The following is a 14,401-nucleotide window of genomic DNA, read 5'->3' as shown; positions in this document are numbered from 1 at the left end:
ACTTTTCCTTGCATCTTAATTGTCCTATGCTAGCGCCGTTTCTCTTTCAGGTCGCTTAAATGTCTCAACAAAAAGCGGTATTACGCCCTAACGGCTTTACCTTTAAACAATTTTTTATCGCGCACGATCGCTGCGCTATGAAAGTCGGCACCGACGGCGTGCTGCTGGGCGCATGGGCGCCAGTGGCAGGCGCGACCGCCGTGCTGGATATTGGCACGGGCAGCGGTCTGATTGCCCTGATGCTGGCGCAGCGTACCGGTGAAAACGTCACCGTTGAAGCGGTTGAGCTGGATGAGCAGGCTGCCGTCCAGGCGCAGGAAAACGCGATGGCCTCACCCTGGGTCAGTCGTATTTGCGTTCATCAGGGGGATATCCGCCACTGGACAAATCAGTGTGAGCGCCGCTATTCCCTGATTGTCAGCAATCCGCCCTATTTTGTCCCGGGCAGCGAATGCGCCACACCGGAACGCGCTTCGGCACGGTCTACCACCGATCTGACGCATGATGTCCTGCTGGCCTGTGCCGAAGCGCTGATCACCGAAGACGGCTTCTTTTGCGTGGTGCTGCCGACAGCGGCAGGCGACAAGCTGGTAGAGCTGGCGCAACAGCGAGGATGGCATCTGCGGTTCCGTACCGATATTGCTGACAATGATAACCGGCCGCCTAACCGCGTGCTGTTGGCACTGTCGCCTGAATCGGGCGAGCTGTTTCAGGACAGAATGACAATACGCGGGCCAGATCAGCGTTATTCAGAAGCGCACTGCAGCCTGACCCGCGACTTTTATCTGTTCCGTTCATCAAGGCGTCAGGATGGTGGGTCTGGCTTCCTCCAGCTGCAGGGGATAATCCAGCGTGTAATGCAGGCCGCGACTCTCTTTTCTTGCCATCGCGCAGCGCACCATCAGTTCGGCCACCTGCACCAGATTACGCAGTTCCAGAAGGTTATTGGAAATACGGAAGTTGGCATAATAGTCGTCAATTTCCTGCTGGAGCAGATTGATGCGGCGCAGCGCCCGCTCCAGCCGCCGGGTTGTACGCACTATCCCCATGTAATCCCACATAAAAAGCCGCAGCTCGTGCCAGTTATGTTGCAAAATGACCTGCTCGTCCGAATCGTCGACGCGACTTTCGTCCCACGCAGGCAGGCTTTCTACCGGTCCGACGTCCTGAAGCCAGCTAACGATATTCTCTGCCGCTGACCAACCGTAAACTAGGCACTCCAGCAGGGAGTTAGAGGCAAGGCGGTTGGCCCCGTGCAGGCCGGTATAGCTGACTTCGCCTATGGCATACAGTCCGTTAAGATCGGTGCGGCCGTAGTGATCCACCATCACGCCGCCGCAGGTATAGTGTGCGGCCGGGACAATGGGAATCGGCTCCTTCGTCAGATCCAGGCCCAGCGTTTTCAGCTTTTCATTAATAGTTGGAAAGTGCGCCCTGATAAACGCCGGGGATTTATGGCTGATATCCAGATACATGCAGTCCGCACCCAGCCGCTTCATTTCATGATCGATAGCGCGGGCAACGATATCTCTGGGGGCCAGTTCGGCTCGCTCGTCAAAATCGGGCATGAAGCGCGTGCCGTCAGGGCGCTTCAGTAGCGCACCTTCGCCCCGTAGCGCTTCGGTGAGCAAAAAGTTTCTCGCTTCCGGATGGTAGAGGCAGGTAGGGTGAAACTGGTTAAATTCCAGGTTAGCCACGCGACAGCCTGCTCGCCAGGCCATGGCAATACCATCGCCAGAAGCGACATCAGGGTTAGTCGTATATTGATAAACTTTGGCGGCACCGCCCGTCGCCAGGACCACGGCACGGGCGCGGCAGGTTTCTACTTTTTCGCGTTTGCGGTTCCAAATCCACGCCCCTACCACGCGGCGTTCGCCAGGCAGGCCGATTTTATCTGAAACAATCAAGTCGACCGCATTGCTGCGCTCAAGAATGGTGATGCCGGGATGGCTGAGCGCCTGGCTGACCAGCGTGGTTTCTACTGCCCGACCGGTCGCATCGGCACTGTGCAGAATACGGCGATGGCTGTGGCCGCCTTCACGCGTAAGGTGGTAACCGCCGTCCGGGGCCGCTTTATCAAACATCATGCCGTTATCGATCAGCCATTGTACGCAGTGGCGGGCATTGCTGGCGATAAAGGAAACCGCCTCCCGATCGCAGAGGCCGTCACCCGCAATCAGCGTATCTTCCACATGCGAGGCGATACTGTCGGTTTCATCGAAAACGGCGGCAATACCGCCTTGCGCATAAAGCGTGGAGCCTTCATTTATCGGGCCTTTGCTCAGGACGGTTACCCGCTGGTGGTCAGCCAGGCGCAGCGCCAGCGACAGGCCCGCCGCACCACTGCCGATGATTAACACGTCACAACTGTAATCGGATGCCAGAGTCATAGTGTTTAATTTACTAAACAGGTTGTTTGCTGAGCATAACGCCGTTTCCGTGAGCAAAACAGGTTTTTTTCGACAACAGGCAAAAAATAGCGCTTCAAATCGTTCAGACTGGCCCGAAAAAGGGTGTTCTACCTGTACATCAAGGCAGGCCGGTTTATTATGGTGAACCTGCAAGATTTAAAGGTGAAAAAGCGGCTTTCTTAGAGTACTCTGCGGCGATGACGCATATGACACCACAAATATAACGGCGCAACGGAACTTTACTCATGACCATTACTCTAAGCGGATGCTTGCTCGAAAATTATGAGTTACGGGTAGTTCAAATACGCGTGGAAAAAGATTTGGGGAGACATTACCTCGGATGAGCGAGCAGTTAACGGATCAGGCTCTCGTAGAGCGAGTGCAGAAAGGAGATCAGCGGTCATTCAACTTACTGGTAGTTCGCTATCAGCATAAAGTGGCGAGCCTGGTTTCCCGTTATGTCCCCTCTGGAGATGTGCCTGACGTAGTGCAGGAATCATTTATTAAAGCCTATCGCGCGTTGGAATCGTTTCGCGGGGATAGTGCTTTTTATACCTGGCTCTATCGAATAGCGGTCAATACGGCCAAAAATTACCTGGTTGCTCAGGGACGCAGACCGCCTGCCAGCGATGTCGATGCTATCGACGCGGAAAACTTTGAAAGTGCGGGCGCGTTAAAAGAAATATCGAACCCTGAGAACTTAATGTTGTCGGAAGAGTTAAGACAGATGGTTTTTCGCACCATTGAGACGCTGCCCGAAGATCTCCGTATGGCGATCACGCTTCGGGAGCTGGATGGACTGAGCTATGAAGAGATAGCCGCCATCATGGCGTGTCCGGTGGGAACGGTTCGCTCCCGTATATTCCGTGCGCGCGAAGCCATTGATGCTAAAATTCAACCACTTATCCAACGCTAGCAATAGCGGACACAGGAAGGGTACTGAGGCATGCAGAAAGAAAAACTTTCCGCTTTAATGGATGGTGAAACGCTGGATAATGACGTGTTACGCGCATTATCTAAAGACGCTGTGCTGCAAAAACAGTGGGAAAGCCATCATCTTATCCGCGATACCCTGCGTGGTGACCTTGCGCCGGTCATGCATTTTGATATCGCAGCGAAAGTCGCGGCGGCAATCGCAAACGAACCGCTACCGGTGCAGCGCGTCATTCCGGAGGCGCAGCCTGAGCCGCAGAATTATGACAAACTGCCGTTCTGGCACAAAGTGCGTCCCTGGGCCTCGCAGCTCACGCAAATGGGTGTAGCAGCCTGCGTGTCGTTAGCGGTTATCGTTGGCGTACAGCATTACAACCAGCCTGCTGAAGGGCAGCCGCAGTCAGATTCGCCAGCCTTCAATACGCTGCCGATGATGGGACAGGCGTCGCCGGTCAGTCTGGGCGTGCCGTCAGAAACCAGCAGCAATGCGCCGCAGCAGGTTCAGGATCAGCGTCGTCGCGTTAACGCGATGCTGCAGGATTATGAACTGCAGCGCCGCCTGCATTCAGACAGCCTGCAGTTTGAACAGACCCCTGCGCAGCAGGCTGCTGTTCAGGTTCCGGGTAACCAGTCGTTAGGAATTCAGCAGCAGTAATGAAGCAGCTTTGGTGTGCCGTCAGCCTTATGGCTGGCAGCCTGTTTTATTCCTCCCTCGCTCCGGCACAAACCACGTCCGGGGCGCTGTTGCAACAGATGGAGCAGGCCAGCCAGTCCCTCAACTACGAACTTGCCTATATCAACGTCTCGCGACTTGGCATTGAGTCGCTGCGTTTCCGCCATGCCGTGCTGGACAGTAAAACGTATGCGCAGCTGCTGCAGATGGATGGGCCACGTCGTGAGATCATCCAGCGAGGCAACGAGATCAGCTATTTTGAGCCGGGTCTGGAGCCTTTTACGCTGCCCGGCAAACATATTGTGGATTCGCTGCCGTCGCTGGTTTTTGCTGACTTTCAGAAGCTCTCTGAATATTACGATTTTGTCCCCGTAGGGCGAACGCGCATTGCCGATCAGCTGTGTGAAGTGATCCGTATCGTAGCGCGTGATGGCACCCGTTATAGCTACATCGTCTGGCTGGACAGTGATACCCGGTTGCCGTTAAGGGTCGATCTGCTGGATCGGGACGGCGATACGCTGGAACAATACCGTGTGGTCAGCTTTGCCGTGGACGACGGGGTCAGAAAAATGATGCAGGGACTGGAGAAAGCCAGCCTGCCGCCGTCGCTTTCGGTTCCGGCTGCGGATAAAGCGACCTTTTCCTGGCAGCCTGCATGGTTACCGGCAGGCATGAAAGAAGTCACCCAGAGCCGCAGGCAAATCCCCTCGCTGAACAAGCCGGTTGAGTCGCGTCTCTATTCAGACGGATTGTTCAGCCTTTCAATCAACGTCAGCGCGGCGGACAAAAACAGCACTCCGCAGCAATTGCGCACGGGGCGTCGTACGGTGCACACGGTAATACGCAATAATAAAGAAATTACGGTAGTGGGTGAGCTTCCGCCTTCCACCGCCAAGCGTATCGCTGACAGCATAGGTAACGCAAAATGATGAAAGAATGGGCTACCGTGGTCTCCTGGCACAACGGAGTGGCAACGCTGCACTCCGAACTGAAAACGTCCTGTAGCAGCTGCTCTGCCCGAAAAGGCTGCGGCAGCCATATGCTGAACAAGCTGGGGCCGAAAAATGCGCACGTGATGAAAATCGCCAGCGCCGAACCGCTTGTGCCCGGGCAGCGTATTGAGCTGGGCATCGAAGAGAAAAGCCTGCTCAGCTCGGCGCTGCTGGTCTATATGACGCCGCTGCTGGGCCTGTTTATCGTGGCCGGCCTGTTCCAGACGTTTTTCCACAGCGATCTGGCCGCTGCGGCAGGCGCGCTGCTGGGCGGGATCGGGGGGTTTATCGTCGCTAAAGGCATTTCCGGCTATTTGGGTAAATCCGCTTCTTTTCATCCGGTGATTTTGAGCGTGGCTCTTCCGCCGGATGCGCTACGTGTTGAAACCGAGTAACTTCTCTGCGATCCGACACACGGTCGGATTCCTCCTCCCGGACGTCAAAACGTTTCCCACAAGCGTTTCTTGCTGCGCGCTGCGGTCATGATGATGACAGTAAACGCGCGGCCTGCAGGGAAATCATCTGCTATGCATGTGAATTCTTTCGTGGCGGGGGCTAACAGTGTAAGATGCGTGCTCATTGATGGCGGGTACATTGCAGTCTGTGTTTACGGCTCTGTCCACCGCAAGAACTAAACCGAACGTTTAAGCGAAAAAATTCATATAAATGAAGCATATAAGAAACTTTTCTGTCATCGCTCATATCGACCACGGCAAATCAACGCTCTCTGACCGTTTGATTCAGATTTGCGGTGGCCTCACCGAACGCGAAATGGCGGCTCAGGTACTGGATTCTATGGATCTGGAACGCGAGCGCGGCATTACCATCAAGGCACAGAGCGTGACGCTCGATTATCATGCGCCTGACGGTGAAACTTACCAGCTCAATTTTATCGACACGCCGGGTCACGTTGACTTCTCCTATGAAGTTTCCCGCTCGCTGGCGGCCTGTGAAGGTGCGCTGCTGGTGGTAGACGCCGGTCAGGGTGTGGAGGCGCAGACGCTGGCCAACTGCTACACCGCGATGGAAATGGATCTGGAAGTGGTACCGGTACTGAACAAGATTGACCTGCCAGCCGCCGATCCCGATCGCGTCTCGCAGGAGATCGAGGATATCGTCGGCATCGACGCGACCGACGCCGTGCGCTGTTCGGCCAAGACCGGCGTCGGCGTGCCTGACGTGCTGGAACGTCTGGTACGCGATATCCCGCCGCCGGAAGGCGATCCGGAAGGACCGCTGCAGGCGCTGATTATTGACTCCTGGTTCGATAACTATCTTGGCGTAGTCTCGCTGGTGCGTATTAAAAACGGCACGCTGCGCAAGGGCGAAAAAATCAAGGTAATGAGTACCGGCCAGGTCTATAACGCCGACCGTCTGGGGATTTTTACCCCGAAGCGTGTCGATCGCGACGTGCTGCACTGCGGTGAAGTAGGCTGGCTGGTTTGCGCCATCAAGGACATCCTGGGCGCGCCGGTGGGGGATACGCTGACTCTGGCTCGCCATCCGGCAGAAAAAGCGCTGCCTGGCTTTAAGAAAGTGAAGCCGCAGGTGTATGCGGGTCTGTTCCCGATCAGCTCTGACGACTACGAAGCTTTCCGCGACGCGCTGGGCAAGCTCAGCCTTAACGACGCCTCGCTGTTCTACGAGCCGGAAAGCTCTACCGCGCTGGGCTTCGGTTTCCGCTGTGGCTTCCTGGGTCTGCTGCATATGGAGATCATTCAGGAGCGTCTGGAGCGTGAATACGACCTTGAACTGATTACTACCGCACCAACAGTAGTGTATGAAGTCCTGACGACTTCAGGCGAAACTGTCTATGTGGACAGCCCGGGCAAACTGCCACCGCTGAACAATATTGAAGAGCTGCGCGAGCCGGTCGCGGAGTGTCATATGCTGCTGCCGCAGGAATACCTGGGCAACGTTATCACACTGTGTATCGAAAAGCGTGGCGTGCAGACTAACATGGTTTACCACGGTAACCAGGTTGCGCTGACCTATGACATCCCGATGGCGGAAGTGGTGCTCGACTTCTTCGACCGTCTGAAATCCACGTCTCGCGGCTATGCGTCACTGGATTACAATTTCAAACGTTTCCAGGCTTCCAACATGGTGCGTGTTGATGTGTTGATCAACTCTGAGCGCGTTGATGCGCTGGCGCTGATTACCCACAACGATAATGCGCCGTACCGTGGTCGCGAGCTGGTGGAAAAGATGAAAGATCTGATCCCCCGCCAGCAGTTTGATATCGCGATTCAGGCAGCCATCGGCAACCACATTATTGCCCGTTCCACCGTTAAGCAGCTGCGTAAAAACGTGCTGGCGAAATGCTACGGCGGCGACGTTAGCCGTAAGAAAAAGCTGCTGCAGAAACAGAAAGACGGTAAGAAGCGTATGAAGCAGGTCGGCAATGTCGAACTGCCTCAGGAAGCCTTCCTGGCCATTCTGCATGTGGGTAAAGAGAGTAAGTAAAGCCTAAAACGACGAGGGAACTGGAATGGCTAATATGTTCGCCCTGATACTGGCGATAGCAACGCTCGTAACCGGTATTATCTGGTGCGTGGACAGATTCAAGTGGGCACCGGCCCGCAGGGCCAACCAGGCACTTGCGGAGGCTTCAGCAGACAATGTGGGCGAGAAAAAAACCGCACAGCCAGGCTGGATAGAAACGGCTGCGTCCGTTTTTCCGGTGCTGTTGCTGGTATTTGTGGTGCGCTCTTTTATCTATGAGCCTTTCCAGATCCCGTCAGGCTCAATGATGCCGACGCTGCTGATTGGCGACTTTATCCTGGTAGAGAAATTCGCCTATGGGATTAAAGATCCGATTACGCAGACCACGCTGATCCCAACCGGACATCCAAAACGCGGCGATATCGCGGTGTTCAAATATCCGAAAGATCCGAGCATGGATTATATTAAACGCGTAGTAGGGCTGCCTGGCGACCGCGTCAGCTACGATCCGCAGAGCAAAACCGTGACGGTAAATCCAGCCTGTGCGCCGGAAAAAGCCTGCGATACGGCGCTGCCGATTACCTATTCTGACGTGGAGCCGAGCGATTTTATCCAAACCTTCAGCGGCTTTGACGGCAACGAAACCGGCAACGGTTTCTGGCAGAAACCGCAGGGAGAAACGATCCGCGGCGGCCTGCGTCTTGCCACGCGTAACGAAACGCTGGGTGACGTCACGCACCGTATTCTGTTGGTGACCCAGGCGCAAAGTCAGGCAAGCTCTTACTATCAGCAGCCGGGCCAGCCGCAGTCTACGTGGGTTGTTCCCGCCGGCATGTATTTCATGATGGGCGACAACCGCGATAACAGTGCCGACAGCCGTTACTGGGGTTTTGTACCGGAAAGGAATCTGGTTGGCAAAGCCACGGCTATCTGGATGAGCTTTGAAAAGCAGGAAGGGCAATGGCCGACCGGCGTTCGCCTTAGCCGTATTGGCGGTATTCACTGACGGCGCAAGCGCCGCTGCAAAAGGGTGGCTTCCTGCGGGAAGCCACTGCACACGAAACAGTCTCGTGTTGGCGTGTCCAGCCCTGTTCCCTGTGCAGGAAAATTTTCGCATTAAGATATTGGTAACGCATGAATCCCATCGTAATTAACAGGCTCCAGCGGAAGTTGGGCTACACTTTTACCCATCAGGAACTGTTGCAGCAGGCGTTGACCCACCGCAGCGCCAGCAGTAAACATAATGAAAGACTGGAGTTTCTGGGCGACTCTATCCTCAGTTACGTGATTGCCAACGCGCTCTATCATCGTTTTCCTCGCGTGGACGAAGGTGATATGAGCCGAATGCGCGCCACGCTGGTGCGGGGCAATACGCTGGCGGAGATGGCCCGGGAATTCGATTTAGGCGAATGTCTGCGTCTGGGGCCTGGCGAACTGAAAAGCGGCGGCTATCGTCGCGAGTCAATTCTGGCAGATACCGTAGAAGCGCTGATTGGCGGCGTGTTCCTGGACAGTAATATCCAGACCGTAGAGCAGCTGATCCTTGACTGGTACGCCAGTCGTCTCGAGCAGATAAGCCCGGGCGACAAACAAAAAGATCCAAAAACGCGTCTGCAGGAGTATCTGCAGGGTCGCCATCTGCCGCTGCCCTCCTATCTGGTGGTGCAGGTGCGTGGCGAAGCGCATGACCAGGAATTTACTATCCACTGCCAGGTTAGCGGCATGACGGATCCGGTTGTGGGAACCGGCTCCAGTCGTCGCAAAGCCGAGCAGGCAGCAGCCGAACAGGCGCTGATTAAGCTGGGACTTGAATGAGCGAACAAATTACCCATTGCGGCTTTATTGCTATTGTAGGCCGCCCGAACGTTGGAAAATCTACGCTGCTGAACCAGTTGCTGGGGCAGAAGATTTCCATCACCTCACGTAAGCCGCAAACCACGCGTCACCGCATTACCGGTATCCATACGGAAGAGGGGTATCAGGCGATCTACGTCGATACGCCGGGTCTGCATATGGAAGAAAAGCGGGCCATCAACCGCCTGATGAACCGTGCGGCCAGCAGTTCAATCGGCGACGTTGAGCTGGTGATTTTCGTTGTCGAAGGCACCAAATGGACCGACGACGACGAAATGGTGCTGAACAAGCTGAAAGACGGCAAGGTGCCAGTGCTGCTGGCGATCAATAAAGTTGACAACGTCACCGATAAAACGATTCTGCTGCCGCATATGCAGTTCCTTGGTCAGCAGATGAACTTTATTGATATCGTGCCGATCTCGGCGGAAACGGGCAAAAACGTCGATACCATCGCCAGCATCGTGCGTAAGCGTCTGCCGGAAGCGGAGCACCATTTCCCGGAAGAATACATTACCGACCGTTCTCAGCGCTTTATGGCTTCCGAAATGATCCGCGAAAAGCTGATGCGTTTCCTGGGTGCCGAGCTGCCTTACTCCGTGACCGTGGAAATCGAGCAGTTCGTTGCCAACGAACGCGGCGGCTATAACATCCATGGCCTGATTTTGGTTGAGCGCGAAGGCCAGAAAAAAATGGTTATCGGTAATAAGGGCGCGAAGATCAAAACCATCGGCATCGAGGCGCGTAAGGACATGGAAGAAATGTTCGAAGCGAAAGTGCACCTTGAGCTGTGGGTGAAGGTCAAGTCCGGCTGGGCAGACGACGAGCGTGCGCTGCGCAGTCTGGGTTATGTAGACGATCTGAAATAAATGGAAGGCTGGCAACGCGCCTTTGTCCTGCATGGACGGCCCTACAGCGAAACCAGCCTGCTGCTCGATCTCTTTTCGGAAAACTATGGCCGTGTTCGCGTCCTTGCCAAAGGCGCGCGCGGCAAGCGTTCCAGCCTGAAAGGGGCGTTACAGCCCTTTACGCCGCTGCTGGTACGCTGGGGCGGGCGCGGCGAGGTGAAAACCCTGCGCGGCGCCGAACCTATCTCTCTGGCCCTTCCTCTGACCGGCATTTCTCTTTACTGCGGCCTGTATGTTAACGAGCTTGTCGCTCGCGTGCTGGAGCAGGAAACCGCTTTTACCGAACTTTTCTTCGACTACCTGTACTGCATTCAGGCGCTGGCGGCTGGCGTTGGCTCGCCGGAACCGGCACTGCGCCGTTTCGAGCTGGCGATGCTGGGCCACCTGGGCTATGGCGTCGATTTTCTGCACTGTGCGGGCAGCGGCGAAGAGGTGACGGATGAAATGACCTACATCTATCGTGAAGAAAAAGGGTTTATCGCCAGCCTGGTTAAAAGCCATAAAAGTTTTACCGGACGCGAGCTGCGGGCGCTTTACGAGCGTAGCTTCCCGGATAGCGAGACGCTCAGAGCGGCTAAGCGCTTCACACGCATGGCGCTGAAGCCCTACCTGGGCGGGAAACCGCTGAAGAGTCAGGAGCTTTTTCGGCAATTCGTGCCGAAAAAACGTGCGGACGCGCCAGAGTAAAGTCGACTGGCTGTACCACGGAACGGCACGGACGTACACTGTAGGCCTCGTACATTATTCTGAGGTTTGTTATGGCTGAACTCCTGTTAGGCGTTAATATCGACCACGTTGCTACCGTGCGCAACGCTCGCGGCACGCATTACCCCGATCCCGTGCAGGCCGCCTTTGTTTCCGAGCAGGCTGGCGCGGACGGTATCACCGTGCATTTGCGCGAAGATCGTCGCCATATCACCGACCGCGATGTCCGGCTTCTTCGTCAAACTATCCAGACACGCATGAACCTCGAAATGGCCGTGACCGACGAAATGGTTGATATTGCCTGCGAGATCAAACCCCATTTCTGCTGCCTGGTACCGGAAAAGCGCGAGGAAGTGACCACCGAAGGCGGTTTAGACGTGGCGGGACAGCTGGAAAAAATCACCTTTGCCGTATCGCGCCTGAAAGAAGCGGGCATTCAGGTTTCGCTGTTTATCGATCCCGACCATCGTCAAATTGATGCCGCAATGGCTTCTGGCGCGCCCTATATTGAAATCCATACGGGTGCCTATGCCGAAGCAGAAGAGGGAGCCATCCGTGACGCGGAGTTTCGGCGCATCAAAGATGCAGCGGCTTACGCGCATGATAAAGGGCTGAAGGTCAATGCGGGCCACGGCCTGACCTACCATAACGTGCAGCCGATTGCCGCGCTGCCGCAGATGCATGAGCTGAATATCGGGCACGCAATTATCGGACGTGCGGTGATGAGCGGGCTGGCCGATGCGGTAAGCGAGATGAAAGCGCTGATGCGGGAAGCGCGTCGCTAATGGCCATTCTGGGGCTGGGCACGGACATTGTGGAGATTGACCGTATTGAAGGGGTCATTTCCCGCTCCGGCGACAGGCTGGCAAAACGCGTGCTGAGCGAAAACGAATGGGCGCAGTATCAGGCGCATCAGCAGCCGGTACGCTTTCTTGCCAAGCGGTTTGCGGTTAAAGAGGCCGCGGCCAAGGCATTTGGCACGGGTATTCGCGGTGGCCTGGCTTTTAATCAGTTTGAAGTTTATAACGATGCGCTGGGCAAGCCCGGGCTACGTTTCTTTCAGCAGGCGGCAGAGGTAGCGCATAAGTTGGGCGTGGCGCATGTTCACGTTACCCTGGCGGACGAACGGCACTACGCCTGCGCGACGGTGATCATTGAGAGCTAAAGCGCTCGGGCTGCAATATCAGCCCGAGCGTGATTTTCCCCCGGGCTTTCATCCCTTCAGGACGCGACGTGATGCAGGACAACAAACTTTTCCCACAGCCTGTCGCGGCTTTCCACGCACGCCGGATCGCTGATAATTGTATTATCAATAGGGCAAACCTGCTGGCAGGTTGGCGTGTCGTAATGACCCACGCACTCCGTGCAGCGGTTTACATCGATCTCATAAATGCTTTCGCCCATGGAAATCGCCTGATTCGGGCACTCGGGCTCGCACATATCGCAATTGATACAGCGTTTAGTGATCAACAAAGCCATGTTCAGCGAATACCCTTAAAAGAAGAAGGGACGTAATTTACCACACTCAACTTCCGTTTCCCATGACCCCGCAGGACATCAGGCAGCCGTGGTTGCCTAAGGGTGCCACAGCGAAGATTTTGCGATCCCCGCGACATACTGCATCTGCGTGACCTCTTCAACCGGCAGGCGGATCGGCGCATGATCTTCATTGACCGGAAGTAAATGGTAAAAGCCGTCACGTTTAAACAGGAAGGTTTTTACCATCACCTCACCACTGCTGGTGACCACCAGCACTTCATCGCCCGGATGAAAGTTCTGATTAGGCTCCACGATCACGAACTCGCCCTCTTTGATCCTTGGCATCATCGAATCCCCCACGCATTTCAGCGCGTAGACATCGCGATCGCAGGAAGGCCAGCGTAGAAACCCGTCACCATTGCCAACAGGATATTGCATATCGCTCCAGTAGCCGCTGTGGCCAAGTTGGGTGTTGCCCAGCACCGGTACCTTATGCAGCACCAGCGAATGATGTTCGCCTGTCATCCCTGACGCACGTTGCGCCGCCGACGCCTGCAGATCTCGCTCAATCAGATCGATGGGCGAGACGTGAAAATAATCCGCCAGTGACTTCAGCGTGGTGTACTTTGGGTCCTTCACTTCTCCCGTTAACAGTCGGTGCAGCGTGGACTGCTGTAGCCTGACTTTTTTAGAGAGCTCCGTCACGCTGCCGATGCCCTCCCTTTCCATCAAGTGCTTGATGTTACTGTTGAATACATCCAAATCAAAGATCATTTTATCTTCCTGTTATTGCCGGCTAACGTTGCAATTATGCGTTTTTGCATTAGAATAGGTGGTGTTAAGGCGATTGTGCTTCATCATATAATGCAGTTTAGTATAGTTCATCGCCACAGTCATCCTGTCCGATCGGACGGGCCATAAAAATCGGGTAAGAAAAGGAGGTCGTTTGATGCGTAATATACAAAAAGTACTGGAGCGTTGGGGCGGTTGGGCGGTGGCAGAGGGCACGCAGCTTGACTGGTCGCCCGTTGCGGCGGGTTTTAAAGGGCTGCTGCCGGATGAGAGAAGAAGCCGACTCTCCTGTAGCGACAGCGATGGGCTGATTGTCGATGCGGCCATCGCTAAACTGCACAAGGTTGGGCGTTCGGATGAGGCCGAGCTGATTATCCTGCATTATCTCTATAATATTTCTAAATCCGCTATTGCCAGAAAAAAGAAATGTTCGGAAGGAAAAATAAGAAACCAGCTAATGATAGCTGAGACCTTCGTTGACGCCTGTATCATCATGAGCGACGCGGAGCTGGAAATGGATGCCTGGACATAATTCCTGCGTAACGAATATAAAAAACAAGCAAAGGAACTTTAAGGATGGCGGATGTTGTCAGGGAAATTTTTGTCCTGATTTTTTTAAATTTTACTCATGGTAAGAATAATTTATAAAAGGGCTGTTCGTAACGAATTTAGACGAGTAAATTAGCACTATGGTTCTTTAACGATGACGAACCTGAAAAGATATTTTATATGCACTCTGCTGGCGGTCTGGATGACTGCCGGGAGTGCATTTTTTATGCTGAAAGAAATATAATAATGGTAAGGGGTTTTCGTAACGAAATACCCCTGTTAATATGTCAGCATCAACAAGTACAGACATAAAAAGTTGCGATTTTTTTGTCAATAATTATCTGATTTTATATCTGATTATCAATAAACCTTGAGCGATAAATAAGTTTTCGTAACGAATTTATTGTCGTAATATCGCAGCATCAATAATTTTCAGACCTGACGGAAAGTAAAAACGCCTTTCGTAACGCACTTGCCAGCGTAATGTGGCAGCATTCATTATATTAAGGGGGTAAGTAAATAAAATTCTTTTCGTAACGAATTATCTGCCTTAATATATCAGCATCAATAGTTGCAGGCTGACGAATGATAAAATCTTTTTCGTAACGAACTTGCCAGTGCAATGTGACAGGATTCATTATTTTAAGGGGTAAGGTAAATAAA

The 14,401-nt window shown here is 54.1% G+C and carries 15 protein-coding genes and 1 pseudogene; 13 read left to right on the top strand and 3 right to left on the bottom strand.

Features of this window, described 5'->3' with window-relative positions; all coding sequences use genetic code 11:
- Positions 1 to 59: 59 nt before the first annotated feature.
- Positions 60 to 794 (top strand): annotated as a pseudogene (gene trmN / locus RTK32_RS00345) (tRNA(1)(Val) (adenine(37)-N(6))-methyltransferase TrmN); the annotation flags it as partial.
- Positions 795 to 797: 3 nt separating this feature from the next.
- Here trmN and nadB read toward each other — a convergent pair.
- Positions 798 to 2,390 carry an L-aspartate oxidase gene (gene nadB / locus RTK32_RS00340; RefSeq protein WP_312041564.1) on the bottom strand — a complete coding sequence of 531 codons (1,593 nt, stop codon included), beginning with the start codon at positions 2,388 to 2,390 and terminating at the stop codon, positions 798 to 800.
- Positions 2,391 to 2,751: 361 nt separating this feature from the next.
- Here nadB and rpoE point away from each other — a divergent pair, with 361 nt between their 5' ends.
- The 11 genes from rpoE to acpS all read left to right on the top strand — a co-directional run bounded on the left by rpoE (position 2,752) and on the right by acpS (position 12,083).
- Positions 2,752 to 3,327 (top strand): RNA polymerase sigma factor RpoE, encoded by a 576-nt coding sequence (gene rpoE, locus RTK32_RS00335; RefSeq protein WP_312041563.1) that lies wholly within the window; start codon positions 2,752 to 2,754, stop codon positions 3,325 to 3,327.
- Positions 3,328 to 3,357: 30 nt separating this feature from the next.
- Positions 3,358 to 3,999, top strand: a complete 642-nt coding sequence (rseA, locus tag RTK32_RS00330; RefSeq protein WP_312041562.1) for an anti-sigma-E factor RseA — start codon at positions 3,358 to 3,360, stop codon at positions 3,997 to 3,999.
- On the top strand, positions 3,999 to 4,946 hold the full coding sequence (gene rseB / locus RTK32_RS00325; protein ID WP_312041561.1) for a sigma-E factor regulatory protein RseB: 948 nt from the start codon (positions 3,999 to 4,001) through the stop codon (positions 4,944 to 4,946). The genes rseA and rseB overlap by 1 nt, the downstream gene beginning before the upstream one ends.
- Positions 4,943 to 5,404, top strand: coding sequence for a SoxR-reducing system protein RseC (gene rseC, locus RTK32_RS00320; protein WP_312041560.1), 462 nt, complete (start codon positions 4,943 to 4,945; stop codon positions 5,402 to 5,404). Before rseB ends, rseC begins: the two co-directional genes overlap by 4 nt.
- 271 nt (positions 5,405 to 5,675) lie before the next feature.
- On the top strand, positions 5,676 to 7,475 hold the full coding sequence (gene lepA / locus RTK32_RS00315) for a translation elongation factor 4 (protein WP_312041559.1): 1,800 nt from the start codon (positions 5,676 to 5,678) through the stop codon (positions 7,473 to 7,475).
- A 25-nt stretch (positions 7,476 to 7,500) separates the two neighbouring features.
- Positions 7,501 to 8,460 carry a signal peptidase I gene (gene lepB, locus RTK32_RS00310; RefSeq protein ID WP_312041558.1) on the top strand — a complete coding sequence of 320 codons (960 nt, stop codon included), beginning with the start codon at positions 7,501 to 7,503 and terminating at the stop codon, positions 8,458 to 8,460.
- A 128-nt stretch (positions 8,461 to 8,588) separates the two neighbouring features.
- Positions 8,589 to 9,269: a ribonuclease III gene (rnc, locus tag RTK32_RS00305; RefSeq protein WP_312041557.1), complete on the top strand. Its 681-nt coding sequence runs from the start codon at positions 8,589 to 8,591 to the stop codon at positions 9,267 to 9,269.
- The gene (era, locus tag RTK32_RS00300; RefSeq protein ID WP_312041556.1) at positions 9,266 to 10,174 is read left to right on the top strand and encodes a GTPase Era; all 909 of its coding nucleotides are present in this window, start codon (positions 9,266 to 9,268) and stop codon (positions 10,172 to 10,174) included. The genes rnc and era overlap by 4 nt, the downstream gene beginning before the upstream one ends.
- Entirely contained in the window at positions 10,175 to 10,900 is a 726-nt protein-coding gene (gene recO / locus RTK32_RS00295; protein ID WP_312041555.1) for a DNA repair protein RecO, read from the top strand.
- Positions 10,901 to 10,971: 71 nt separating this feature from the next.
- Positions 10,972 to 11,703, top strand: a complete 732-nt coding sequence (gene pdxJ, locus RTK32_RS00290; protein ID WP_312041554.1) for a pyridoxine 5'-phosphate synthase — start codon at positions 10,972 to 10,974, stop codon at positions 11,701 to 11,703.
- The gene (gene acpS, locus RTK32_RS00285; RefSeq protein WP_312041553.1) at positions 11,703 to 12,083 is read left to right on the top strand and encodes a holo-ACP synthase; all 381 of its coding nucleotides are present in this window, start codon (positions 11,703 to 11,705) and stop codon (positions 12,081 to 12,083) included. The genes pdxJ and acpS overlap by 1 nt, the downstream gene beginning before the upstream one ends.
- A gap of 56 nt (positions 12,084 to 12,139) precedes the next feature.
- Here the strand turns inward: acpS and RTK32_RS00280 are convergent, their stop codons facing one another.
- Together RTK32_RS00280 and RTK32_RS00275 are read right to left on the bottom strand one after the other, a co-directional pair.
- A complete protein-coding gene (locus tag RTK32_RS00280; protein ID WP_312041552.1) occupies positions 12,140 to 12,397 on the bottom strand; it encodes a YfhL family 4Fe-4S dicluster ferredoxin in 258 nt (85 codons plus the stop codon).
- Positions 12,398 to 12,493: 96 nt separating this feature from the next.
- The gene (locus RTK32_RS00275; RefSeq protein WP_312041551.1) at positions 12,494 to 13,171 is read right to left on the bottom strand and encodes a S24 family peptidase; all 678 of its coding nucleotides are present in this window, start codon (positions 13,169 to 13,171) and stop codon (positions 12,494 to 12,496) included.
- Between the two features lie 175 nt (positions 13,172 to 13,346).
- On the opposite strand from RTK32_RS00275, the gene RTK32_RS00270 reads away from it, so the two are divergent.
- A complete protein-coding gene (locus RTK32_RS00270) occupies positions 13,347 to 13,721 on the top strand; it encodes an antiterminator Q family protein (RefSeq protein ID WP_312041550.1) in 375 nt (124 codons plus the stop codon).
- Positions 13,722 to 14,401: the final 680 nt, after the last annotated feature.

The organism is Erwinia sp., assembly GCF_031978025.1.
Taxonomy (GTDB): Bacteria; Pseudomonadota; Gammaproteobacteria; order Enterobacterales; family Enterobacteriaceae; genus Erwinia.
This window is presented reverse-complemented; position numbering and strand designations above follow the sequence as displayed.